Annotated in this window: 21 protein-coding genes; 8 read left to right on the top strand and 13 right to left on the bottom strand. The window is 61.8% G+C overall.

The features are described 5' to 3' along the window. Window positions 1–173: 173 nt before the first annotated feature. Window positions 174–677, top strand: a complete 504-nt coding sequence (locus ACFPN2_RS20220; protein ID WP_380599779.1) for a YybH family protein — start codon at window positions 174–176, stop codon at window positions 675–677. A 9-nt stretch (window positions 678–686) separates the two neighbouring features. On the opposite strand, the gene ACFPN2_RS20215 is transcribed toward ACFPN2_RS20220, so the two are convergent. After that, window positions 687–2,465, bottom strand: coding sequence for a beta-N-acetylhexosaminidase (locus ACFPN2_RS20215; RefSeq protein ID WP_380599777.1), 1,779 nt, complete (start codon window positions 2,463–2,465; stop codon window positions 687–689). Between the two features lie 125 nt (window positions 2,466–2,590). Here ACFPN2_RS20215 and ACFPN2_RS20210 point away from each other — a divergent pair, with 125 nt between their 5' ends. After that, window positions 2,591–4,549 (top strand): outer membrane protein assembly factor BamB family protein, encoded by a 1,959-nt coding sequence (locus ACFPN2_RS20210; protein WP_380599775.1) that lies wholly within the window; start codon window positions 2,591–2,593, stop codon window positions 4,547–4,549. Window positions 4,550–4,553: 4 nt separating this feature from the next. Here the strand turns inward: ACFPN2_RS20210 and ACFPN2_RS20205 are convergent, their stop codons facing one another. Beyond that, entirely contained in the window at window positions 4,554–5,162 is a 609-nt protein-coding gene (locus ACFPN2_RS20205) for a phosphorylase family protein (RefSeq protein ID WP_380599773.1), read from the bottom strand. An 85-nt stretch (window positions 5,163–5,247) separates the two neighbouring features. On the opposite strand from ACFPN2_RS20205, the gene ACFPN2_RS20200 reads away from it, so the two are divergent. Beyond that, window positions 5,248–6,657 (top strand): amino acid permease, encoded by a 1,410-nt coding sequence (locus ACFPN2_RS20200; RefSeq protein WP_380599771.1) that lies wholly within the window; start codon window positions 5,248–5,250, stop codon window positions 6,655–6,657. Here the strand turns inward: ACFPN2_RS20200 and ACFPN2_RS20195 are convergent, their stop codons facing one another. Next, complete coding sequence (locus ACFPN2_RS20195) at window positions 6,658–7,524, bottom strand: alpha/beta hydrolase (RefSeq protein WP_380599769.1); 867 nt, start codon at window positions 7,522–7,524, stop codon at window positions 6,658–6,660. Further along, window positions 7,521–8,522: a hypothetical protein gene (locus tag ACFPN2_RS20190; protein WP_380599767.1), complete on the bottom strand. Its 1,002-nt coding sequence runs from the start codon at window positions 8,520–8,522 to the stop codon at window positions 7,521–7,523. Before ACFPN2_RS20190 ends, ACFPN2_RS20195 begins: the two co-directional genes overlap by 4 nt. A 200-nt stretch (window positions 8,523–8,722) precedes the next feature. On the opposite strand from ACFPN2_RS20190, the gene ACFPN2_RS20185 reads away from it, so the two are divergent. Further along, window positions 8,723–10,444 carry a redoxin domain-containing protein gene (locus ACFPN2_RS20185; RefSeq protein ID WP_380599765.1) on the top strand — a complete coding sequence of 574 codons (1,722 nt, stop codon included), beginning with the start codon at window positions 8,723–8,725 and terminating at the stop codon, window positions 10,442–10,444. Window positions 10,445–11,273: 829 nt separating this feature from the next. Further along, complete coding sequence (locus tag ACFPN2_RS20180) at window positions 11,274–11,609, top strand: DUF8200 family protein (protein WP_380599763.1); 336 nt, start codon at window positions 11,274–11,276, stop codon at window positions 11,607–11,609. Between the two features lie 52 nt (window positions 11,610–11,661). Here ACFPN2_RS20180 and ACFPN2_RS20175 read toward each other — a convergent pair whose 3' ends face one another. From ACFPN2_RS20175 to ACFPN2_RS20145, 7 genes are all read right to left on the bottom strand, one after another. Continuing rightward, complete coding sequence (locus ACFPN2_RS20175) at window positions 11,662–11,985, bottom strand: DUF2845 domain-containing protein (RefSeq protein WP_380599761.1); 324 nt, start codon at window positions 11,983–11,985, stop codon at window positions 11,662–11,664. A gap of 3 nt (window positions 11,986–11,988) precedes the next feature. After that, on the bottom strand, window positions 11,989–12,417 hold the full coding sequence (locus ACFPN2_RS20170) for a hypothetical protein (RefSeq protein WP_380599759.1): 429 nt from the start codon (window positions 12,415–12,417) through the stop codon (window positions 11,989–11,991). Window positions 12,418–12,474: 57 nt separating this feature from the next. Then, window positions 12,475–14,493, bottom strand: a complete 2,019-nt coding sequence (locus ACFPN2_RS20165) for an amidohydrolase family protein (RefSeq protein WP_380599757.1) — start codon at window positions 14,491–14,493, stop codon at window positions 12,475–12,477. Between the two features lie 53 nt (window positions 14,494–14,546). Further along, window positions 14,547–16,625 (bottom strand): PQQ-dependent dehydrogenase, methanol/ethanol family, encoded by a 2,079-nt coding sequence (locus ACFPN2_RS20160; RefSeq protein WP_380599755.1) that lies wholly within the window; start codon window positions 16,623–16,625, stop codon window positions 14,547–14,549. A 123-nt stretch (window positions 16,626–16,748) separates the two neighbouring features. After that, entirely contained in the window at window positions 16,749–16,955 is a 207-nt protein-coding gene (locus ACFPN2_RS20155; RefSeq protein ID WP_380599753.1) for a hypothetical protein, read from the bottom strand. 34 nt (window positions 16,956–16,989) lie between these two features. Further along, window positions 16,990–17,631 carry a hypothetical protein gene (locus ACFPN2_RS20150; protein WP_380599751.1) on the bottom strand — a complete coding sequence of 214 codons (642 nt, stop codon included), beginning with the start codon at window positions 17,629–17,631 and terminating at the stop codon, window positions 16,990–16,992. A 223-nt stretch (window positions 17,632–17,854) separates the two neighbouring features. Next, window positions 17,855–18,304 (bottom strand): hypothetical protein, encoded by a 450-nt coding sequence (locus tag ACFPN2_RS20145; protein ID WP_380599749.1) that lies wholly within the window; start codon window positions 18,302–18,304, stop codon window positions 17,855–17,857. A 139-nt stretch (window positions 18,305–18,443) separates the two neighbouring features. On the opposite strand from ACFPN2_RS20145, the gene ACFPN2_RS20140 reads away from it, so the two are divergent. Then, the gene (locus tag ACFPN2_RS20140; RefSeq protein ID WP_380599747.1) at window positions 18,444–19,259 is read left to right on the top strand and encodes a class I SAM-dependent methyltransferase; all 816 of its coding nucleotides are present in this window, start codon (window positions 18,444–18,446) and stop codon (window positions 19,257–19,259) included. On the opposite strand, the gene ACFPN2_RS20135 is transcribed toward ACFPN2_RS20140, so the two are convergent. Further along, window positions 19,256–19,633 (bottom strand): hypothetical protein, encoded by a 378-nt coding sequence (locus ACFPN2_RS20135; protein ID WP_380599745.1) that lies wholly within the window; start codon window positions 19,631–19,633, stop codon window positions 19,256–19,258. The two genes, ACFPN2_RS20140 and ACFPN2_RS20135, sit on opposite strands and share 4 nt — an antisense overlap. Before the next feature lie 361 nt (window positions 19,634–19,994). Between ACFPN2_RS20135 and ACFPN2_RS20130 the strand changes: the two genes are divergently transcribed. Both ACFPN2_RS20130 and ACFPN2_RS20125 read left to right on the top strand, forming a co-directional pair. Then, on the top strand, window positions 19,995–20,366 hold the full coding sequence (locus ACFPN2_RS20130) for a hypothetical protein (RefSeq protein ID WP_380599743.1): 372 nt from the start codon (window positions 19,995–19,997) through the stop codon (window positions 20,364–20,366). Window positions 20,367–20,468: 102 nt separating this feature from the next. Then, window positions 20,469–21,500, top strand: coding sequence for a hypothetical protein (locus ACFPN2_RS20125; RefSeq protein ID WP_380599741.1), 1,032 nt, complete (start codon window positions 20,469–20,471; stop codon window positions 21,498–21,500). Here ACFPN2_RS20125 and ACFPN2_RS20120 read toward each other — a convergent pair whose 3' ends face one another. Further along, on the bottom strand, window positions 21,501–23,276 hold the full coding sequence (locus ACFPN2_RS20120; RefSeq protein ID WP_380599739.1) for a DUF885 domain-containing protein: 1,776 nt from the start codon (window positions 23,274–23,276) through the stop codon (window positions 21,501–21,503). Window positions 23,277–23,436 lie beyond the last annotated feature (160 nt).

Raw genomic sequence — 23,436 nt, 5'->3', positions numbered from 1 at the left:
AACCACGTATTGAGAATAACCCGAAACAAGAAGTGGCGCAGCGATCAGCAGATGAATCTTGCAACCGTGTGACTGGGCCGCTAGCGGATATCCTCGGGGTGACGCATCGAGCAGACGGGAATATTCTTCCTACTCGGAAGGAGACGAGTTGACGAAGCAGTGGGGGAACGATCATGAACACTGTGTCTTGTTTCTCACGGACGATGCTGACGCTCGGTGCCGCACTGGCCGGCGTTACGCTCGGGGGCTGCAGCACGCACAGCGAGTCCTTACCCAAATCCGTCGTGCAATCGTTTGAGCGGGCTTTCAATCAGGACGATCTCAACGCCACCCTGGCGTTGTTCGATGACGATGCCCAGATTCTGCCGGAGCGAGGACCTGCGATCACCGGTCGCGAGGGCATCTCGGCGTTTCTGAAGGATCAGATGACGCCGGTGGTGTCGTTCAACACCGAAGCCGATATGAGCATGGTCCGGAACGACATCGCGATCGAGCAGGGCCACTATCGGGTACGCGATGTGCGGCGCGGCTCGGATGTCGAGGAAGGCAAATACCTGCACGTGTGGCGCAATCGCGGCCAGGGCTGGAAGCTGTATCGCGTGATGTACAACACCGATACGGCAACGCCGACCGCAGTGTCCGTCGCACAAGCGACGGAGCTGGACGGCACCGGCTGATTGTCATCACTACATCGAACCACCCGCGATGTCGGAGTTGACATCGATCGCGGTGGTTCGGGACAGCGGCTCACCGTTGTAGAACACCGCCGCCTTGATCACGGTGGCGCGTGGTACATCGAAGACGTCTGTGTAGACCTGTGACTTCGCGGTTGGCTCCGTGCCATTGATGGTGTAGCGGATCTCGCCGAGGGGCACTTGCTTGGCGAGTTCGACGGACACACGTCCGCCGGACTCGCCTCGCTTGAACGCCATCGCGCGAAACGCCGCGTCGCTGAAGCGAACGCCCAGGCGTGAGTAACGGCCGAGCATTGCGACCATGCGAGGCTGGAAATCGGGCCAGCGCAATTGAGCTGACGGCGTCCAGCCGATTTCGGCCAGCGCCGCGGCGCGCGGAAAGGTCATCAGCTCGATGGCTTCTTCGTTGCCGTCCGTGCTGGTCCACACATTGCCCTGCACGCCGATCAACCGACTCCGATCCTGCGCCGATAACGCAGCGGGTGCCGGATCGAACCGATACACATCGCCCAGACTGAGAATTTCGCCCGACTTGGCGCGCTCGTTCAACGCCGCGCTTTGCGGACGATTGAAACTCAGCTGACTCGCCGATGAGACCACCACATCGAAGCCTGAAGCGACCGGGCCCAACGCGCCATCCAGGCCGCGCGCCGTCATGATCACCGAGTCCGCCGGCACGCCGCCGCCGAAGATCGAGTCCCAGCCGACGATGCGACGCTTATGTTTCTTCGACAGCTCACTGATGCGCTCGAAGAAATATCGTTGCAAGCGGACTTCGTTGACGATGCCGAGCTCACGCATGCGAGCTTGCACGCTGCTCGACTGCTTCCACTGATCCTTGGACACGTCGCCGGCGCCGATGTGAATGTAGTCAGCCGGAAACAGCGACGCGACCTGCGCGAACACGGCATCGAAGAAAACAAACGTTTCGTCTTCGATGTTATAGAGATTCGAGCCCGCGACCGGCGAGTCCGACGCACGTAGCGCCGGATACGCTGTAACCGCGGCGGTCGCATGACCTGGCATCTCGAGCCCGGGTACGACCATCACGTTGCGAGCCGCCGCATGCTCCACGATCTCGCGCACGTCGTCGGCCGAATAAGAACTCTGTCCGCCGGTCAGCTTGGGATATTTCGGAATCTGCAGCCGCCACGCCTGGTCGTCCACCAGATGCCAATGCAGGACGTTCAGCTTGTGGAGCGCCATGAAATCGATGTAGCGCTTGATGAACGCCACCGACTGATACTGACTCGCCGAATCCAGCAACAGCCCCCGCCAGCGCAGGCGCGGCTCATCGCTGATCCGGATGCCGGGAATTCGCACTTCCGGTACGACCGTCGATTGCAGGCTGGCCAGCTGCCACAACGTCACGGCGCCGTTGAACAAGCCACGAGGATCCGCCGCCGAGACCAGCGCCACCTTGGAGGAGACATCGAGCACATAGGCTTCCGGAGCCGCGCCGGCCGGGCCGCCCAATGAAAAGACAACGGAGCGCTTCGGTGCGCCCTGGGCCGAACCCTGAACGATCACGGGGCGCAATCCTCGCGTGCGCTCGACCAACTCACCAAAGTAGTGCGCGACCGCGCGCACGCGCGCATCGCCGTCGTAAACCACTTGAGTCTGGGAATCGAGCGTGAGCGAGCCGCCCTGCGGCTCCACGCTGGCGGGCCAGGGAACCAGCGAAATATCGGCAGGACGCTCGGCAGCCAGCGCACCGGCGGCCAGGCAAAGCAAGAGCGTAACTGCAGCGGCCCGTCTGCGAATCGTCATTTATTTCGTTCCTCCCAATGCCAACCCACATGCAGGAGGTATGCCCATCGCGCCCCACACAAATCTTATGTGGCGGCCGCGCCGGGGCGTGACTCTAATAGTGGCTGCAAGGGGGGATCAATAAGATGCTTGTTAAAGCTTCAACATGGACTGTACTGATCGGAGCACTGGTCCTGTCAGGCGCACCGGCCCGCGCTCAGGAAGGTGCGAAACCGCCGGTTGCTGCCGATTCCGCCGCCCTGGCCAAGGCGCAGGCGGCCATGGAAACGCCCCATCCCGGCAAGGCCGTCTATCAGCAGAGCTGCGCGGCCTGCCACGACCATCCCGAGGCCACGCGGGCGCCCGCCCTCGATACGCTCAAGGCGATGCGCTACCAAACCATCCTGTACGCCTTGAACGAAGGCAAGATGAAGGTCCAGGCGTCGGCGCTGAACAACACGCAAAAGGCGGCGGTGATCGATTACCTGGTCGGTCGCGAAGCCACCTCGGATGAATGGCTGTCGACCGCGATGTGCGCGCCTGAGCGCCGAAAAGTAAAACTCGATGCCCCGGCGACCGTGGCCGGCTTCGGCTTCGATCCCAAGAATCATCGACACCTCACCGCCGCCCAGACCGGACTGCGCACCGCCGACATGCGCAATCTCGAGCTCGCCTGGGCCATGGGGTTTCCCAAAGCCACGTCGATGCGAGCGCAACCGGCCGTCGTCGGCACGACCTTGTTCCTGCCGGTCGCCGATGCGCAGCGCGCCTTCGCCATCGATATCTCCGGCCCACCGTGCGTGCAATGGGTTTACTCGCACGAAACACCGCTGCGAACCAGCGCCGCCTTCGGCCAGCTGCCCAACGGTCGCAAAGTAATCGTGTTCAGCGATGTGGCATCGAAGGTGCACATGCTGGACGCCGCCACCGGTCAGCTGGTGTGGATCCAATCGGTTGGCTTGTATCCGTTGTCGCTGACCACGGGCACGCCGGCAATTCATGGCGATCGCGTCTACGTGCCGATCTCACAATATGAGATCTCGCTCGGCGGCAACGACGATCACGAATGTTGTCGCACGCACGGCGCCGTCACTGCGCTCGACGCGATGACTGGCAAAAAGATCTGGACCACGCACACGATGGAAGAAGCAAAGCCGGTGCGCGATCGTGGCGACGGCAAGATGATCTATGGCCCGTCGGGCGCGCCCATCTGGACTTCGCCCGCCATCGATGCGAAACGTGGCGTGCTCTACGTCGGCACGGGTGAGGCGACCTCGGAACCCGCGGCGCCGACGACAGATGCAATTCTCGCGCTCGATCTAAAAGACGGCCACATCCGCTGGTCGTTCCAGGCCACCGAGAACGATATCTTTCTCACCGCTTGCGCACGCAACCGGAATGGGTTGAATTGCCCGAAGAGCTCCGTGCATCGTGATGTCGACTTCGGCGCTTCAGTGATCATCGCGCAACGAGCCGACGGCTCGGATGTATTACTCGCCGGCCAGAAAGCAGGCACCGTGTGGGCCCTCGATCCGGATCGCGACGGCAAGCTGGTGTGGCGTCAGGATTTCGGCGAAGGCTCGCCGCTCGGCGGCATTCATTGGGGCATCGCTTACGACGGCACGCGCGTATTCGCGCCGATCAATCGACCGTACGCGTCGGCTGCAAAGGCCGATGGTTCGCAGAAGCCTGGCTTGAACGCTGTGCGCGTCGATACTGGTGCGGTTGAATGGAGTTACGCCGCGACACCCGATTGCACTGGCAAGCGCGCCGAGCTGGTGAAGGCGTGCGCGACGAATATTGGCTTCTCCGGCGCACCCACGGTGATCGATGGCGCCGTGGTCAGCGGCAGCCTCGACGGGTTCTTACATGCATTCGATGCGAAGACCGGCGAGCTGCTGTTTAAGTTCGACACGGCACGCAGCTACGACACATTCAACGGCGTGACGGCGAGCGGCGGAGCCATCGACAACGCGACGATCGTCGCGGCCAACGGCATGCTGTTTGTGAGCTCGGGCTATGGAATGTTCGGGCAGATGCCCGGCAACGTGCTGCTCGCGTTCAAGCCGAAAGCCAAGCCGGCCTCGGCAACGCCGTCGCCCTGACGACTCAGGGCTCGCCGAAAAAGCGTCGATACAACACCAGGAACTGATCCGCCGCGAGCTTCAGATTGGTTTTCCAGTCCTGGCCCGAGGCGTGATCGGCGCCGTCGGTCACATACTTCACGGAGGTGAATGCCACCCGCTCCAGCAAGCACACCTTGGCGAGCGCGTACGCTTCCATGTCCATGACGTCACATTCCATGGCGATTTCGCTCATCACGAACGAGTCCCCGCTGCCGCACTCACCGCCTGGCAACTGAGGGAACAAGCGTGGAAACTCCAGGCGCGCCGGAATCTCTTCGAACGGCGTGACTCCGAGCGGCACCCCGAGACCGGTCACATCCATATCGCGCTGGACGAAGGTGTGACATTCCAGGACCGAGCCCGTGCGATGACGCCGGCTGCCGGCCGTGCCGAAGTTGATCACGTTCGGCATGGGCACACCGGCGCGAGCGTACTCACCCAGCCGTCGCGTCAGCGAGTACGTCGCGTTGACTTTGCCGATGCCGGTATACAGCACCGGGATGCCGGCGCGCTCGAACACGCCCTGGCTTTCCAGCGGCAGCGCCATCACCACCAACGGGTCCGAATAATCCTGGTTGTGTACTGAAGCCATAGTGACCGAATGATAACAGCAGCCCGCGTGACGGAATGTGGGCCTGTACCATTACAATATGGCGACACGAACCCCGGGGAGCGCCATGGCCTTTTGGAACCGCCGCAAGAGTCTCGAGTCCGTCAGCGCCAGGCAGTCGCATAGCGCGCTCCGGCCGACGCTGGGCTGGCTGCATTTGATGAGCTTGGGGATCGGCGGCATCGTCGGCACCGGCATCTACACGTTGATCGGCGTCGGCGCCGGGCTCGCGGGTCCTGCCGTCATTCTCTCGTTCGTCGTCGCCGGCTTGGTCTGCGCATGCGCGGCGCTGGCGTACACCGAGATGTCGACGATGATGCCCATGGCCGGCAGCGCCTATACCTATAGCTACGTGGCGCTGGGCGAATTGCCGGCGTGGTTCGTCGGCTGGACGCTCATCCTCGAATACACCGTCGTTTGCAGCGTCGTCGCGGTCGGCTGGTCCGGCTATGCCGCCGGCATGATTCACGCGCTGGGCATTCCGTTTCCAGACGCGTTGCTCGCCGGGCCCGCCGCCGGTGGCGTGATCAACTTGCCGGCCATCGTCATCTCGCTGGCGGTCGCCGGGCTGTTGGCACTGGGCTCGCGTGAAAGCGTGACGGTCAATCTGATTCTGGTGGTCGTGAAGCTGATTGCGCTGGCGACCTTCGTTCTGCTGGCCATTCCCGCCTTCAACGCCGGCAACTTCGAACCCTTCGCTCCGCACGGCTTCGGCGCGACCGAGATCGAAGGCGCCAAGTACGGAATGATGGGCGCGGCCGCGGTGATCTTCTTCGCGTTCTACGGCTTCGACGCGGTGTCGACCGCAGCCGAGGAAGCCAAGAATCCGGGCCGCGATTTGAAGATCGGCATCATCGGCTCGATGGTCGCCTGCACGATCATCTACATGGTCGTCGCCGCCGCCGCGATCGGTGGCTCGCCCACCGACGCGCTCGCCGCCAGCGGTGAGCCGCTGGCCATGGTATTACGCAATTTGAATCATCCCGGCGCCGCGAAGTTCATCGGCATGGCCGCCATCGTCGCGTTGCCGACCGTGATCATGGCCTTCATGTATGGCCAGTCCCGCATCTTCTTCGTGATGGCACGCGACGGGCTGTTACCGCAGCGTCTCAGTGTCGTGAGTGAGTCGTCGGGCACCCCGGCGCTCATGACCATGATCACGGGCGTGATCGTTGCGGTGATCGCCGGGTTCCTGCCGCTGCAACGAATCGCCGAAGTCGCCAACGCGGGAACGCTCGTGGCCTTCATCGCGGTTGCCGTGTGCATGCTCGTGCTGAGAAACAACGCGCCCAACGCGCCGCGACCGTTCCGCACGCCGGCGGCGACGCTGATTGCGTGGGCCGCGATTCTCGGCTGCGCCTATTTGTTTGTGAGCCTGCCGGGTGTGACGAAATTGACGTTCGTGATCTGGAACGTCATCGGCATCATCGTTTACTTCCTGTACGCGAGGTATCAAAGCGTGCTGGCGCGGGCGTAGTTACTCGCCGGAGGCGGGCTTGGCGGCGTAGCGAAACACGTACTTCATTGCGTCGCCAAGCGTACTACCCCACATCGCCCAGTTGTGCCCGCCGTCGACGATGCGCAACTCCGCTGGCTGCTGATTCGACCTGAGCAGCGAATACAACTTGGTCGCCTCGGCCTCGATCATGAACTCGTCATCGTCGCCCGAGTTGACATACATCGGCACCGGCATCTTCTTCTCCAGATACCCCTGCCACAGCGTCGGATAGTTCAAGTTCTTCCACACCTGTTCGTCGAACTCCGGCTCGCCAAACGTTCCCACCTTTCTCGCGCCCGAATTCGTCGGCGGCAGGGGCACGTAGATCGCCGGCGATAACAGCGCCGCGGCCGCGAACATCTCCGGATACTTCAGCACGAAACGCAGCGAACCGTAGCCGCCCATCGACAAGCCGCCGATCAGCCGGCTTTCTCGCGAGCTCAACACCCGCAGGTTCCGCTCCACTTCCGGAAACAGGTCGCGGATCACGGCCGTTTCCATCTTCTCCTTGCGGTCGACGTACCAAGTGACGCCGGCGTCCGGCATCACGATCACCGCAGCGGGCATGTCGCCGCTCGCGATCAAGCCATCGGCCACGCTTTGAACCTTGCCCTTATCGACCCAATCGCGACCGGCACCGCCGTTGCCATGGAGCAGATACAGCACCGGGTAGCGGAGCCGCGACGTTTCGTAGCCGGTGGGCAAATACACCTCGTACTTCCATGCTCGCCCCAGCGCATTCGATTTGAACTCGCGAGTGACGATCTCGCTGGCGAACGACGCCGAAGAAAGCAGCAGCGCACACGCAGCCAGCCACAGGGACCACCATCGATTGTGTTGAATCATTCTTTCGCCGCCGCAGCCTTCTCTTCCTCGCGCGCTCCCGACAGGATGCCCGGCAGCGCGTAATTACCTTCGTGACAAGCGTACTCGTAAATGTTGGCGTCCACCGGCACGAACGGCAGCTCCCCCGTGATACGCGACGTGAACGTCGCGGGATCGTCGACCGTGAAGCGATAGACGATCTGGTCGCTCGCGACTCGCGTAAATCTTTCGGTGATCACCGCATCTTCGGAGGAGCCCCGGAAATTCTGCTCCGGGCGGAAGTTGCGCGTCTCGACCACGAGCGTGTCGCCCTCCCAATGCCCGACCGAATCTCCCATCCACTTTCGCACCGCGCCCGGCACGTGCTTGTCATCGATGCGGATGATACGCGCGTCGTGAACCATCTCGACCAGGATCATCACGTAGCCGGGCGATTGCACGATCTGGTAGTAGCTGTTGTACATGACCGGCAGCATCGGCGGCCCCGACGCGTAACCGAACGACAGCAAACATCGCTCGCCGAGCGCCCTGCCCTCCGGCCCATCGCTCGAGCGACCGATCTTCGTCGCCGCGATCCGCTTCTGCGCGGCTTCCGTGAGCGGCGGTATGCGGCCGTCGAGCGGTTCGATGATCATCGACGTTCGATGCTCCCCATCGATCGTCGCCACGCTCATGCCACGATCCGTCCAGAACAAGTTGTAATTGCCCACCGGCGGCAACGATGCAGCCGCTTCGATCTTCTTATCCGGATCGCTCGGCCTGGCATCGGCCTCGACCGCCGCGATCGCCGCTTTGCTGATTGCCGCCGCCTCTGCATCGGTGAATGCACGACGCGTCCCCAGCTCGACCGAGCGTTCCATCGGTGTCGCCGTGGCGTTGGTCCACACGCCTTGCAGATCAGGCGTGCCGTCCGCGAGCCGCGGCGGCTGATATCGGCGGCTCGAGGTTTCCCCCGAATGCGCCGCCACGGTGACCACCGCAAGCGCCACCGCGACGGTATTCAGCAATCCCTTGTTCATCCCCCACCTCGTCGATTTGTGACGCGTCACGCAGCTGTCGCGAAATTGTATCGATAGGTCAACACGACCCCGTCGCAGCTCACACATAAGATTTATTAAGGAACCCGTTTCACACGCCTTTTGACCCGGCCGACGCGTGGACAAGCCCGCACGCCCCAACGCACACTTCCTGCTGGCCAAAGTCGTTAAATGGAATTCACATGCGCCACCTTCATCGTGCCGGGCTCCTGCTGTCGACGTTTCTGCTGAGCCCACCGCTCCTGGCCGCCGCCGATGTCGCGGACAATTTTCGCCTGACGGATCACCAGGGCGTCTCTCACGAGCTCTACTATCTCTCCGACATGAAGGCGGTCGTCCTGCTCGCCCAGGGCAACGGCTGCGACGCCTCCCGCCAGGCGGCCACCGCTGTGCAGGCCTTGCAAGGTAACTATGAATCGAAGGGCGTGACCTTCCTGGCGATCAATTCGAATCTGAACGATTCGCTGGCGACCGTCGCCAAGGAAGCGACGCAGGCCGGCATCAAGCTGCCCATCCTGCTCGACGGCGCGCAACTGGTCGGCGAATCGCTGAATCTCACTAACAATGGCGAAGTGCTGGTTCTGAACCCCAAGGGCTGGAAAATCGCCTATCGCGGTAATGCCAGTGGCGTCGGCGGCGCGCTCGATGCGGTGATCGCCGGCAAGGCCGCGCCCGCTGCGACTGCCGCCCAAGGCTGTGCGATCAAGATGCCGGAGCGCGACAAGCGCAGCGCGCACGCGAATATTTCCTATGAAAAGGAGATCGCGCCGCTGCTGGTGCAGAAGTGCGTGGTGTGCCATCGCGAAGGCGGCATCGGCCCTTGGCAGATGACGAACTACGACATGATCCGTGGCTTCTCGCCCATGATTCGCGAAGTCGTGCGCACGCAGCGCATGCCGCCGTGGCACGCCGACCCACACTATGGCGTGTTCAGCAACGATCGCGGCTTGAGCCCGGCGCAGGCGAAGACGCTGGTTCACTGGATCGAAGCCGGTTCCCCTCGCGGCACGGGTGGGGACCCGCTGTTGTCGCAAAAGAAAGATTGGCCGAAGTGGGAGCTGGGCGAGCCGGACCTGGTCATCGAGCTGCCGCCGTTCACCACGCCGGCAACAGGCACGATTCCCTATCAAAACATCAAGCTCGACAACCCGCTCGATCATGACGTGTGGGTCCGGGCGGTGGATTTTCTGCCGGGTCAGCGAGCGGTGCTCCATCACATCATCGCGTCCGCGGGCGGCGAGACTCGCGGCAACATCAGCCTGAACAACTACGTGCCCGGCGCTCAGCCGCTGCAGGTGCCTAAGGACAACGGCATCTTGCTGCCGGCCAAATCGAAGCTGCACTTTCAAGTGCACTACACGCCGAACGGCCAGGCGCTCACGGATGTGACGCGGATGGGGCTGTACTTCATGAAGGACCCGCCGAAGTACAACTTCCGAAGCATGATCTTCATCAACACGAAGCTGAGGATTCCGGCCGGTGACAAGTATCACGTGGAGAAGGCCGAGCGTAAGTTCGACCAGGACGCGGTTATTTTCAGCCTGCATCCGCACGCGCACTTCCGAGGTAAATCGTCAAGCTTCGTTGCTCACTATCCGGACGGGCGTGAGGAGACGCTGATCAACATCCCGGCGTATGACTTCAACTGGCAGTCGACGTACGACCTGGCAAAGCCCCTGACTGTTCCTGCTGGCACGCGCATCGTCTACACGCAGGTGTTCGACAACTCTGTGCAGAACAAGGCGAACCCGGACCCCAATCGTGAGGTCACATGGGGTGAGCAGACGTGGGAAGAGATGGTTTTCGGCGTTATCAGATATCGCAACGTCAAAGAGGACCAGGCTCCGTCCAAGTCGTCTGAGCCAAATCAAGCCGAGCTGTTTAGTGATATGCCCAAAACGTAAGAGACTCGGTGGTTCGCGTCGTCGTGCGGGTCTATCCCCTCCTGGCACCGTGCTCCCCTACTGCCTTCGCTATCGCTCGGCCCGTTGATCCCATTGCGCTGCGCAGTCCCTGCTCCGCGCAAGCCCGGGGTTTACATCCATGTACACCCGCTCGGCGGAGCGAAGCCGTGCTTCGCGCAAAGGCACCGCCGAGCCCCTGGGCGCACTGCCCCGAAAAGGTCCTCTTTTTCGAGGCTGCCAGGAGGAGATAGACCCTCCCGACGCCGCCGAGACGCTTGAGCGGAGCCCAGCCCAGCGAACTTCGTTCGCAAGCTAGCGCGCTCTACGAGCGCTGGGCGTTTCTTGCTGTCGCTCGAAACTGGGAGAGGGAGCGAAGCGTAGCGCCGGCGTGTGTCGCGGTGCCGGGGAGGAGATCCCCCACCCTGGCGACGCCGGACCACCGACGCCTCCGACGACGACAGCGACATCCTCTGTTACATTACCAAACGTTTCTTTGCACTCCCCGCGACGACGTCAACTCTCTGACGCCATCAATTTTGCGCAAGGCATGTAACCCCACCTTGCACACCTAATCCTTCTTTCATCATTCTTCACAAACACCGCGAATCCGTGCATCATAGCCGTGCGGCTCGCGAAAAAACCCGATAAAAACGCAGCCTCCCTACAGCAAACAAACATCCCCTGCGAGCGCGCACCTCACAAAACGCGCAGCTCATTCCTGAGCCTCAGGCATTTCACTCGTTCTAAAAAATGCATTGGCTCGATCTCCCACGCTGCCTACAGTGCCGCCCGTTCCAACGCACCTGTTGTGCTTCAAGGAGATTTGACGATGCGTATGTTGGCGATGGCGAGTGCGGTCGCGGTCTGCACTCTGGCGATGAGCAATCTCGTTTCGGCGGCAGCCCCCTCGTACACCGCCCAGGCGACGCTTGCGACGCCGGTGAAGGCTGCCACCGAAACCGAAATCTCCGGCGTGACGTGGCGCTGTGAAGGCGATCAGTGCGAGGGCAAGGGCGACCGCCGTGGCAGCCTGGACTCGTACATGAAGGAATGCCGCAAAGTGGCGGAGGCGCTGGGCGAGCTGTCGGCTTACACGAGCCGGGGCCGGACCATGAGCAAGCGCGATATCCAGAACTGTAACAAGCTCGCCGGCAAGGGCGAGTGATCGATACGAGCTTCGAGTGGCCGGGCAACGCAGCCCGGCCACATCACAAAAACTACTTATCCGCGCGCGTCAAACTAACGATCTTGCCGTCAACGATAACAACAGCCATGGGCAACGCACTCGCCGACGCCTGATAAATCCACCGCTCGGTGACCGCGACATTCCCCGTCTTCACGCGCATGCCGTTGACGTTGGTGATGTAGACATCATCTTTAGTGACATCCTTCCGCTTCGGCTCGCCGCATTTACTCAGCAGCTCATCGACCGTCACCGATTCGTTGACGACCCATTTACCACAGCGCATGGAATCGGCGCTGGCCACCTGAGGTGCCGCCAGCGCCGCGATACAAACAAGCCAGCAGTTTAGAGTACGCAATCGCTATTCATCCCTCGCGTAACGATCGCGCCTGTCGTCACGTGCGCGCATCTCACGCTCCACGTCCAGGTACGCCTCCGTTACCGGCTGAAAATCCCGCTCCGCCTCTCGACTGTGCGAGCGCTCCACTTCGTCTCTCATCGCATGATAGCGCCTCGAGACATCGCTGAAAGCCTCCCGCACATCTTCCTTCGACGACCGGTGATCCTCGACGGTCCGGCGGAAATCCCGCGCCTCTTCGGCCAGCTCGCGAGCATCGCTCTGGAAACCCGAACGCGCGTCGCCGTCGCGAGCCTCATCTTGAAGAGCATACGAGCTGCGTTCCAGCCGGCTCGCCGAGCTGCTCAAATTGCCACCGGTGGTGGCGCAGCCGCCGACGGACATCAATCCGACCGTCGCGGCGATCAACAAATTGTTCCTCAAAGTCGACATGTCCAACTCCCGCCCCTCGCCGGGGTACCGATGTGAGCTGGCTAAGAAACGAATCGGTCAAGGAGTCGGTTCCGCCCGGGGGCGCGGCAGGACGCCGATACTGCGATAAAGCGCGGCCACTTCGTAAACTTTGCCGTCTTTCACGACCAGATCGGTATTTCTGATATCGCTGATCCGCCGCGCCGGATCGCCGTCGGCAAGGATCATATCCGCGAATTTGCCCGGCGCGATCGTGCCCAGATCGGCATCGCGCTTGAGCACTTTCGCCGCGTTTAACGTCGCGATCCGCAGGACCTCCGGCGCCGATATTCCAGCCTGCACATACATCTCCAATTCACGATGCAAGGTGAACCCCGGCAGGTCGTCGGTGCCTGCCACGATGGTGATGCCCGAGTCGTACAGCAGCTTGATCATTCGTAACAACGCATCGGCCGAGTCGCGATACTGCTGCTCGCTGCCTTTCGGAATCGGCAATCCACCCGTGAGCAGCGAGCGGCGGACTTGCGGCGGCAGCCGGCTCGCGATGGGCGCGTAACCGGGGCCGACGGTGCCGGGCTGCCTCGTGAACATCGTGTGGAAGATGGTCACCGTGGGATCGATCACGACATGGCGATCTTTCATCAACTGCACGAAGGAGCGCACCTCGCTCGAATTCAAATCCAGCTTCGACGCCCGCTGCGCGACGACAGTAAAGCGAGCAGGCGTGCGCGTGTCCTTCACTTCGTCGAAGAAGAAATTCAGAAACACGAAGTTGATGTGCTGCATTTCATCCGCGCCCGCTTCGATGAACTGCCGCGCATTCATGTTCGCGGGCACGTGACCGCCGACGCGCAAACCCTTTTCGTGAGCAAGCTTGGCGATGACGGGAACCAGCTCGGGCTTCATGGAGCTGTAGATCTTCACGCCCTGATAGCCCAACTTCGCGTAGTTATCGACCGCTTCGCGAGCTTGCGCTTCGTTGTCGATCAGGACTTTGGTCGGGCCGGCGAACGGGCCCGGACCTTCCATGATGCCGGACATGAAAATACGCGGCCCGACTTCCTGGCCCGCTTCGATACGACGCTTCAAGTCGAGCAGCGTGTCGGTGTCATTCGCCATATCACGCACCGTCGTCACACCGGCTGCCAGGTGCTGCACGCCATCCTCCTCGCTGATATGCACGTGCATGTCCGCCAGGCCCGGCAGCAGCGCACGACCGCGAGCGTCGATGCGTTCGGCATTGGCAGGAATCGCGACTTTGCCATCAGCACCGACAGCCTTGATGCGATTGCCTTCGACGAGGACGGTAGAGCCCGGGATGGATCTGCCGCTTTGTGAGTCGAACAGGTTGGCGTTGACGATGGCGAGCGGCCCTTTGGGCTGACGCGTCAGTGCTTTCGCGTTGTCGAGGATGCGGGCGTTGTTGCGCTTGTTCTGCAGCTCCAGCAACTCGGGCGCGCTCGATTCCCAGCCTTCGAGAATGAAAGAGGCCCAGCTGCTGACGGAAGCGAAGAAGGCGCCGTCTTGATCGAGCCACACCGTTTCAGGACCGAAGCCCAGGCCGGAGATTTCATAACTCGTCACGCGGCGGGCGCCGACGGACGACTTCACGGTCGCTTCATCTCCTTTCAGCAGCGTCGCCTGCCCTTCCGGCAAGAGCGCCAACTTATGACCTTCTGCTTTCAAAAGCGCATTGGCAAGCAGCGCGCTTTCTTCGGGCGTGCTCTGCAAGCTGATGTAGAACGCTGGCGCAGTCAGCTTCCGCTCGCCGTTCTCCGCATCGTTATGCCAACGCGCCACGCCCTGCTCGAGCGAGAACGTCTCCTTCACCGGCACCTTCAGATAATCGTTGCCGGTGGTTTGAACGGAGACCGGCAGGCCAGCTTCGTTGACCTTGATGCGAGCAGCGAGCTTCGGTCCCCGGCCGCGATCGTTGAATTCGTAGCTGACCTGGCGGGTGCCGTCCGCCGCCACGGACGTTGTTTGTATACCGGCTTTGTTGCCACTGAGGATCACGGTATGCCGCGTTTCGGCCGCCAGCGCCGGCAAGGCGATGAGCGTAGCGAGGAAAGCAATCAAAGCCATTGGTCGCGACATGTCGGCGGTCCGTGACTATTTTTGGATAGCCACGGAGTCTGCCAAGCTGTTCGCTACAACGCCACCGCCAATGACACCAGATAGGCTCGAATCTCTTCGGCCTGAGCCGGCGTCAGCGTGGACCCGAAGCCGACCATGCCCTTATTGGCCCGCACGCCGTCGATCACGATGGACTTGAACGTCTCGCGGTCCACGATGGCGGCCGAATAACGGAGGTCTGGAATCGCCGTCTCGCTGCGCGCACTCATCCCGTGGCAGACCGAGCAAACGTTATCGTACGTGCGCTGACCCGAAGCGATATCTCCCTGCGCGCCCGCCCGGCGCACGTCCGGCGGCTTCCTCGCATTGTTGGAAATCAACGCAGGCAACTGCGCCTTGCCGCCAATCTTGAACGTCACAACGCGACCATACGCACTGCGCGCCTGCGTCGTGCCGAGCACACCGGCGACCGCCACGCCGCCGATGCCTGCCAGGGCCGTTACGTACTGTTCGCCATCCAATTCGAACGTCACCGGCCCGCCGAGAATCGCGTTTTGCACATCCTGCGACCACAACCGGGCCCCGGTATCAGCGGCGTATGCGTTGAACTTGCCGTCGACCGAACCTTGAAACACCAACTTGCCACCCGTCGTGAGCAGTCCACCATTGCCTGCACGCGGATAATTCACTCGCCACACTTCACGTTGAGCGACAGGATCCCACGCAAGCAGCATCGCGCCACCTTTGCTCTTCGCCGCCTCAGCCGCGGACTTCGCATTCGGAGGATCGCGCGAGATCTGAATGCCGGTATTCCAAGTCCGATCTCTAAACTGAAACGCATCGTCGTGTTTGTAATAGCTCGACGCCTCCAGCGCCGGGATGTACGCCAGCTTGGTCTGCGGACTGAAAGACATCGGATACCAGTTGTGCGCCCCGAGCGGCCCCGGAGACACCATCGCCGGCTCACGCAGATAACGAGCCTCCGGCACCATGCCGGGACGGCCCGTCTTCGGATCGAGCCCGGTCGTCCACGTCACATGCACGTAGTTCTTGGCGTGGATGAACTCACCCGTCGCGCGATCGATCACATAGAAGAAGCCGTTCTTCGGCGCCTGCATCAGCACCTTGCGCGCACGACCGTCGATGGTGAGATCCGCCAGGATGATGTGCTGAGTCGCGGTGAAGTCCCACGACTCGGCCGGCGTCGTTTGGAAATGCCACACGTATTCGCCCGTCGCCGGCCGCAGCGCCACGATGGAGGACAAATAAAGATTGTCGCCCTCGCCATTGGAGCGGATCTGGTGATTCCACGGGCTGCCGTTGCCCACGCCGATATAAAGAAGATCGAGCTGCGGGTCATACGCCATCGAATCCCACACGGTGCCGCCGCCACCATACTTCCACCACTCGCCGTGCCAGGTCTTCGCGGCACGCTCCAGCGCAGCGCTTTCGAATCCCTCTTTGGGATTGCCCGGCACGGTATAGAACCGCCACGCCATCTTGCCGTCGTTTGCATCGTAGGCAGAGACGTAGCCGCGCACGCCCATCTCACCGCCGCCATTGCCGATGATGACTTTGCCCGCGATCACGCGCGGCGCACCGGTGATGGTGTAGCGTTTGGTAGGATCGGTCGTCTGCACGGACCACGCTGGCTGGCCGGTCGTGCGATCCAGCGCGATCAACCGCCCGTCGAGCGTGCCGACGAACACGCGATTGCCCCAAGCGGCAACGCCTCGATTGACGACGTCACAACAGGCATCGATGGCCTTGGCGCCTTCGACTTTCGGATCGAAACGCCACAGCTCGCGTCCCGAGCGTGCGTCGAGCGCAAACACTTTGCTCCACGCCGATGTGACATACATGACGCCGTCGATGACCAGCGGCGTCGCTTCCTGGCCGCGCGTGGTGTCGAAGTCATAGAACCAGGCGAGCTTCAGCTCGTTGACGTTGCCCTGATGAATTTTCGCCAGCGGACTGAAGCGCTGTTCGTCGTAGGTGCGGCCGTGCGTGAGCCAATCCGCGTTGTTGGCAGGCGCAGAGAGCAGGCGTGCGGTGTCGACTTCACCGGCGGCTGCCGGGGTCGAATGAGCAAGCACGACGCCGAGAATTGCGCCGTGCAGGACACGTTGTACCGCTGAACGGAATGGCCGCATCGAATCCCCCGATGTGAATCCGCGCGTTGGTACCGACGCGGTTGGGGGGAATCTTATACGTGCGACCCTGGCGGAAGCTCCTCGGAAACGACGAGGAGATGTATAAGAAACGTCAGCGTCGAATCAGCGCAGCGACTGTCGCGCGATATTGAGCGCCGCCTCGAGGACGTCTTCCATCGGCGCGGCCTTGTTGTAGGAAGGCAGGTAAACCCACATCTTCACGACGTCGAGCGACGGCTCGGACGGCGTGTCCTTCTGCGACTGCGCGCCGACTTCCACCGACAGTGCCCCGCTACGCAGGAAACTGATCGACATCACTTCCAGCTTCATGACCCACACTCCATCCAGGTTGTACTTACTTCCGTCAGAACCGGGCCTCGAAGCTGAAGCCCATGAAATTGATACCGCCGCCGGTCTGGCTGAACAGACCGAACACGCTGGAGCGGTGCCACACCATGAAGCCCAGCGATGCATCCTCGATCACGCCCCCCTGGAACAAGCCCTCCAGCGGGTGGAACTGACGCAGCGGCAGATCGATGGTCCACTCCAGATAATTCATCAACTTTTCCGATTCGGCGCCCTTGGTGCCGAAGTCGCGCACCTCGCTCATCGGAATGCGCGACACGTAGCTAAGGCCCTCACCCAGCCCGAGCCGAACCTGCTTGTCGGTCCACGGCAGCTCCCAACGATAGTGAGCTTTGATGTACGTCGTGAGACCGTAACCATCCTGCTGACGGCCACGCTCGTTGAGCCACTGCACACCCACGTTCGCGGTCATCTCCAGCGGCAGCGAGAACAGCGTGTCGCTGTACTGATAGCCGTAGGTCGCACCGACCAGATAGTTCGACTCCGGCGACGCGTCGTAGTCGCCGATCACCACCGTCCCGAAATCGGTCTCGGACGATTTGCTCCAATGCATTCGCAGATTCTGTTCGCCTTCGGCGTGAGCCAGCGGGCTCAGCAAGGCGGCGGCGAGTGCAATGGCGGCGAATGAGCGACGATACACGTTAGGGTTCCCTCGATTGGCGCGGTCGACAATTACCGACGCAGCCGGATTTGGACCGGCCGAATCTTAGCGACTGTCACTTTGAGGCGCTGTACGATGAAACCTTAAGCGACAGTAGTTTGGCGCGGACAGCCCGCCACGAGTGTGACGTGGTCGCCATTAGCGCCGTCAGGATGACAAAACTCCCCGTTCAGATTGGGTTGGACGCTCCGGGGCGGAAAATTCAGCCGCGGACCGGCCTCTGCTCGGGCGGCTCGACGTGTGCAAACTCCTTCAAGGTGCGCACCAGCTCGGCGGCCTGCACAGCTTCGTGCCGCGAGCGGGCACAGACCTTGGGTACTTCGCGCTCCAGAAACTCCAGATCGCAAACGGTTTCCATTTCTCGCAACTCGGCAAGCTGCGCGGCGGCCGGCGTGTGCGTGGCCCGCAACGAGATCAGCGCGTCCCGATAGCCATGGAACACCTGACTCAGCTCCTCGAAGGCATCGCTCAGGAACTGGACGCTGTCGCCGACGTGCTGAATCGGCACATCCAGCTCCGCCAGGCTGCGCTCCAGACGGGCGCGGGCGGCGAGCTCTTCAGCCAGCTGCGCACGCAGCTGTTCGATGAGACGTTGCGCCTCCGGCAGCGATGCGAGCACTTCCGGGGTCGGGGTGAACACAGAGGACGCCATGCCCACAGATTCGCTCTTCGCGGGCGGCTGGATAATGAGGCAGTCGATTAATTGCGACCTGACAATCGCTGTCCCCGGAATCAGACGCGCTGGCGAGCTGAGTCTTTGCGGGCGGCAGCCGATGCCGCATGATGCGTGCATGAGCAAGCATCGTAATCCGCAAGCCGAGCAGATGGCGGACGAGTCGATGGTTCGCAATCTGCGCGCCCAGGCCGAAGCCATCTGGCCGCAGGAACAATCGTTACTCGCACGCTACGGTCGCCCGACACACATTGCCGACATCGGCTGCGGCAGCGGCGAGATCACGAGCCGTCTCGCCGCTGTCTATCCGCAGGCGCAGATCGTCGGTGTGGATATTCTGGAAAGCTCCGCCGCTTACGCTCGCCGCGTACACGCAGCGCTCGCGCCTCGCGTGCAATTCGAACAAGGCGACGCGTTCGAGCTGAGGTTCGGCAATGCGCAGTTCGATCTGGTCGTGTGCCGTCACATGACTCAAGCGGTGCCCGAGCCCGAGAAAGTCATTTCCGAATTGATTCGCATCTGCAAGCCCGGCGGCTGGGTGCACGTGCTCAGCGAGGATTACGGAATGTTACACATGCCGGCGGGCGCCGTGGATCCCGATAGGCTGTGGCATGAAGGCGTGATCGAATTTACGCGCCGGACTCATACCGACGCCCGCATCGGCCGTCGCACCTGGGCCATCATGAACGACCTGGGCGTGCAGGACTTGCACGTCGACTACGTAGTCGTCGATACATTGCGGGTAGCGCGCGAAACATTCGCGACCATCATTCAAGCCTGGCGCGACGGGTATACCGAAGTGCTGGCGGAAAATAGCAAATTGTCGATCGACGAGGTCCGCGCGCTGTTCGATCAAGCCATCGCCTCGATCCTGGATCCACGTCAGTACGTGGTGTGGCACATCCCGGTCATCAGCGGGCGCAAAGCCGGCTAACGCTTCCAGCCGTAGTCCAGCTCGAATCTCAAGCCCAGCACCCAGGAATCGTCGAGCGTCACGTCGGTGCCGTGCAATCTCTCGCCCGGCTCCGGCTGTAACAAAGCGGCCGGATCCCGATCCCGATAGGTCAACTGCCAGGCGTAGCGATGTCTGAAGCCGGGCAGCTCGACATTGGCTTGACCGTCGCGCGCGTCGTAGGCGGCAGCGTATTCAGCAACGGTCGGCGTGGCATCGACCGCATCGCCTTCGACGACGGAAACTTTGTAGGAGGGATAGAGACTGCGCAGGGCTTTGATAACGAACGAAGTCGCAGCATCGACGGCCGCTGTCACATCGACGCGCCCGGTGGGCGGCGGCGGATCGTGTGACACCCGCTCGCAATCCTCACACCGCTGAGCGAGCGCGAGGGGACTGGCGATTAGCAGAAAAAAGGCCGCCACTTGCGCGGCGGCCGAAAAGCGGTCCATCTCTCAACCACTCCCACTCGAATGGGCTTATCTAACGACGCGGGGCTGCGGTTGCTCAGACGCCAGACCGTGCATGCGGCATGAGACATTCCCTGAAGCAGACAGCAGCCACCGCGGCGGGTCCCGGTCCGCATTGTGTTGACAACGCAAGCTGACGATGGACAATCCCGGTCGAGGCTGCGCATCTTTTATTTTGCGGTGTGAGAGGGCTGAACTTCTTGCAACGCAGAGTCGTATCAGTCAGGGCAGCCGAAAGGTAGAAAGGATGGGACAACACACTCAGGGACCCTGGATCGTCAATGTCGATCCTCGTTATCCCAACGAGCCGTGTATCGACGCGGTCATCGACGGCGTGGTCTGGCACATCGCCTTGTGCCACAACGCCGCCGGTCCCGATGACGGTAGCGCCGAAGCCAATGCGCGCCTGATCGCCGCCGCGCCCGAATTGCTCGCCAGCTTGAAAGCTGCGCTGCCGTTGTTACGTGCCGAAGTAGAGAAACAAACAGCCGCGGGTGAATCGGTCGCCCTGCGCACCGCGCGCTCGAGATATGAGGTCGCGCTGTCCGTGCTCGGAAAAATCGACGACGCCAGGCCGCAGCGTCAGCAGCATTCCGAATATCATTCAGAGTCTCACTAAGACTGCCAAGAACGGTCAACATCGGTCGTCCTGTCTCGAGCTTCTGCAATACTCGCCACTCACGAGCGATCAATCGCGGTCATCACGGACAGGCGGGACACGATGCAACCGAGCAACGCTTCGAGATCATTATTCCTGTGGACGGCAGTCGGCCTGACGCTGACCTGCTCCGCCGCGCTGGCGGGCAATTACAAAGCCCCTCGCACAGCCGACGGTCATCCCGACCTGCAAGGCGTCTGGACCAACGCCACGCTCACGCCGGTCGAGCGGCCCAAGACCTTGGGAAACAAACTGGTGCTCTCCGAGCCCGAGGCGCTGCAGATGGAAAAGCGCATGCAGGAGTTCGCGGCGCAGTCCGATCAGCCCAGCGACCTGAGCCAGGAGCTGCCCAAAGGGAATGTCGGCGGCTACAACGTATTCTGGTTCGACCCCGCTAACAAAGTCGCGAACGTCAAAGGCGAGCGCCGCAGCTCGTTGATCGTCTATCCCGAGGACGGCCAGGTGCCGGCGTTATCCGAGCCTGGTCAGCAACGCCTCGATGCCCGCACTGCGCGGGCCGCCAAAGGCGCATTCGACGGTCCCGAGCAACGGGCGCTCGGCGAACGTTGCATATTAGGTTTCGGCACTAACTCCGGCCCGCCGATGTTGCCGGTGATGTACAACAGTAACTATCAGATCGTGCAATCGGCCGACACCGTGCTGATCAACGTCGAGATGGTCCACGACGCGCGCATCATCCGGCTCGGCGGCACGCATCAGCCGTCTCACATGCGCAAATGGATGGGCGATTCCATCGGTCGCTGGGAAGGCGAGACGCTGGTGGTGGAGACCGTCAACTTCAACCCGGCGCAGCCGATTCAGATCGGCCAGGGCGCGAGCTATCGAAGCATTCCGGTGTCGCCGAAGCTCAAGGTGACCGAACGCTTCACGCGCACCGAAGAACAGACCATCCATTACGAATTCACAGTCGAGGACCCGGACACCTTCAGTACGCCGTGGCGTGGTGAGATTCCGTTCCACTACACCGACCAGCATATCTACGAGTACGCGTGCCACGAGGGCAACTATGCGCTGCCCGGCATCCTTGCCGGGGCGCGCGAAGAAGAGAAAGCCGCGGCCAACGCCAAACAGTAACTACTGTTTCGCCGGCACGAACTCGGTCATGACGGCCTGCTCCAGCAAATCGAACGGCAGCAGGCCCTGACTGACGATGAAGTCATGAAACGCCAGCGCGTTGAATCGCCCCGCCTGAGCAAGCTCGACGCGCGTGCGTAACGCGTTCAAGCGCGTGTAGCCGTAGTAATAAGAAGCCGCCTGGCCGGGTGCACGGAACGTGTAGCGGTCCACTTCCTGTTTGGCCCGGGGCTCCGACAGCACAACCTCGTCCATCAGCAAGCGCTTCGCCTGCTCGGGTTGTAACATTCCGAGATTCAACATCGGATCGAGGAACGCGCGGGCTTCACGGAACATGCGCGCCTGTAGCGAACCGATGCGCCCTTCGACGGGCAGATATTCCTTCATCACCGCTTCGGCGTAGAGCGCCCAACCTTCGACGTTCGCACTGTTGAATGCGAACACGATGCGCGCCGTCGAAACGCCACGCTCCAGCATGCGGGCAAACTGCAACTCGTGACCGGGGCGCGCTTCGTGCGCCGTGAGCGTCCAGGCGATGGCGTCGTAGCTGTAATCGTCCATTGCAGCGCCGCTCTTGGAATTTGGATTAGAGATGGGCAGCACGAACTCCGCCGGCTCGCCGGTGTTACCAATCATCCGCGGCGGATCGATGTGAGGCGCGGGCTGCGCGGCCGACTCTGCTTCGGAGGCCAGGCGAATCGCCGCCGCCCGCTCCGGCAACGTCACGATATGTTTCTCGCGCACGATGGTTTCGAGCTGGCTCAGCCGGCCTTGATACAAAGCCAGCAGCTGGTCATTGGGAATGCGCTCCTTCTTCAAGCGTCGAATGACGTCCTTGTAGTCGGACTCGGGCCAGTTGCGTTGTTTCGCCAGCTCGGCGGCCGTGAGGATCAACTCATCGCGAGTCTGCACATAGTCCGCAAGCGCCCGCTCCATGACTTCCTGTGGACTCATGTCCACACCGACGTTCTTGAGATTGTCGGCATACAGCTCCGGCGGCAGCTGATTGGTCTTGCGTGCACGCGGCAGAACATTGGCGCGAGCCCACGTGTCGTACTCGGCGAACTGTTTGCGCAGCGTCTTCATGTCACGCTGCCAACCTTTCAACCCGCTCTCTTTGAACAACTGTTCCGTGCCGTTGAGATAGCGAGGAATGTTGTCCAGGTACTGCTGAGCTTCGACGACCCACGGACCGAGCAGCGCCGAATTGCCGGCACGCTCTTCGTACCGAGCGCGAGCCATCGAGGTCAGCGGCTCATAGCCCTTCTCTGCGCCGACGTAACGATGCAGACGCAAGACCGCGGCCTGCTGACGCTGCTTGTCGACCCGCTCATCGAGCAAATCCTGAAAGCTCTGGAACACCAGCACGCCGATGTCCTGGAACGGCAGCAGGAAACGATCGTTGAGCTCGAGCGTCTGCCGCTGATCGACGGCCGCCTTGATCAGAATCTCGATGTCCTGACGCACCTGGGGATCGCTCACCGACGCGCGCAAGGATTCGAGCTTAGCCTGCGCCGCCCGTAGATCCGCTTGCTGCCGTTCCGAGAAGCCGGGCTTCAGATCGACGACGTCCGCATCGTGCCCGTCGACACCAAAGGTGGTGGCGCTTTCGGGCGAGTACTTCGCGAGGATCTCGAGCAGGATCTGCGCGTGCTTGTTGCTCTCCGCCACCCAGGACGGCGGCGACGGGGCTGCGTCGGCAGCCATGACCAGAGGGGCACTGACTAAAAGGATCGCGGCAAGGACGCTGCGAACGCCGAACCGGAATCTTTGCATGAACTCATCGCTCCGTTTTTAGCAAGTATTGAATTGTAACCATTCATCGGCGATTCAGAGTCAGAAACCACACCGATAGGCAAGCGTCGCTCCCCTGTCTTGCGACCAATTGCATCGCCGGCGCATCCAGCTGCGAATGTCACGACCGCTTGCCGTCTGC

It is taken from the genome of Steroidobacter flavus (genome assembly GCF_042651805.1).
GTDB classification, from domain to species: domain Bacteria; phylum Pseudomonadota; class Gammaproteobacteria; order Steroidobacterales; family Steroidobacteraceae; genus Steroidobacter; species Steroidobacter flavus.
Note: the sequence above shows the minus strand (reverse complement) of the source record. Positions and strands in the feature narration are given on the sequence as shown.

Excerpts from the sequence above, each read along its gene's own strand:
- ACFPN2_RS20200 (WP_380599771.1), top strand. The coding sequence starts at position 5,248 with ATGGCCTTTTGGAACCGCCGCAAGAGTCTCGAGTCCGTCAGCGCCAGG.
- ACFPN2_RS20195 (WP_380599769.1), bottom strand. The coding sequence starts at position 7,524 with ATGATTCAACACAATCGATGGTGGTCCCTGTGGCTGGCTGCGTGTGCG.
- ACFPN2_RS20160 (WP_380599755.1), bottom strand. The coding sequence starts at position 16,625 with ATGCGGCCATTCCGTTCAGCGGTACAACGTGTCCTGCACGGCGCAATT.
- ACFPN2_RS20185 (WP_380599765.1), top strand. The coding sequence starts at position 8,723 with ATGCGCCACCTTCATCGTGCCGGGCTCCTGCTGTCGACGTTTCTGCTG.
- ACFPN2_RS20190 (WP_380599767.1), bottom strand. The coding sequence starts at position 8,522 with ATGAACAAGGGATTGCTGAATACCGTCGCGGTGGCGCTTGCGGTGGTC.
- ACFPN2_RS20155 (WP_380599753.1), bottom strand. The coding sequence starts at position 16,955 with ATGAAGCTGGAAGTGATGTCGATCAGTTTCCTGCGTAGCGGGGCACTG.
- ACFPN2_RS20205 (WP_380599773.1), bottom strand. The coding sequence starts at position 5,162 with ATGGCTTCAGTACACAACCAGGATTATTCGGACCCGTTGGTGGTGATG.
- ACFPN2_RS20130 (WP_380599743.1), top strand. The coding sequence starts at position 19,995 with ATGGGACAACACACTCAGGGACCCTGGATCGTCAATGTCGATCCTCGT.
- ACFPN2_RS20120 (WP_380599739.1), bottom strand. The coding sequence starts at position 23,276 with ATGCAAAGATTCCGGTTCGGCGTTCGCAGCGTCCTTGCCGCGATCCTT.
- ACFPN2_RS20125 (WP_380599741.1), top strand. The coding sequence starts at position 20,469 with ATGCAACCGAGCAACGCTTCGAGATCATTATTCCTGTGGACGGCAGTC.
- ACFPN2_RS20215 (WP_380599777.1), bottom strand. The coding sequence starts at position 2,465 with ATGACGATTCGCAGACGGGCCGCTGCAGTTACGCTCTTGCTTTGCCTG.
- ACFPN2_RS20180 (WP_380599763.1), top strand. The coding sequence starts at position 11,274 with ATGCGTATGTTGGCGATGGCGAGTGCGGTCGCGGTCTGCACTCTGGCG.
- ACFPN2_RS20145 (WP_380599749.1), bottom strand. The coding sequence starts at position 18,304 with ATGGCGTCCTCTGTGTTCACCCCGACCCCGGAAGTGCTCGCATCGCTG.
- ACFPN2_RS20170 (WP_380599759.1), bottom strand. The coding sequence starts at position 12,417 with ATGTCGACTTTGAGGAACAATTTGTTGATCGCCGCGACGGTCGGATTG.
- ACFPN2_RS20210 (WP_380599775.1), top strand. The coding sequence starts at position 2,591 with ATGCTTGTTAAAGCTTCAACATGGACTGTACTGATCGGAGCACTGGTC.
- ACFPN2_RS20140 (WP_380599747.1), top strand. The coding sequence starts at position 18,444 with ATGAGCAAGCATCGTAATCCGCAAGCCGAGCAGATGGCGGACGAGTCG.
- ACFPN2_RS20220 (WP_380599779.1), top strand. The coding sequence starts at position 174 with ATGAACACTGTGTCTTGTTTCTCACGGACGATGCTGACGCTCGGTGCC.
- ACFPN2_RS20165 (WP_380599757.1), bottom strand. The coding sequence starts at position 14,493 with ATGTCGCGACCAATGGCTTTGATTGCTTTCCTCGCTACGCTCATCGCC.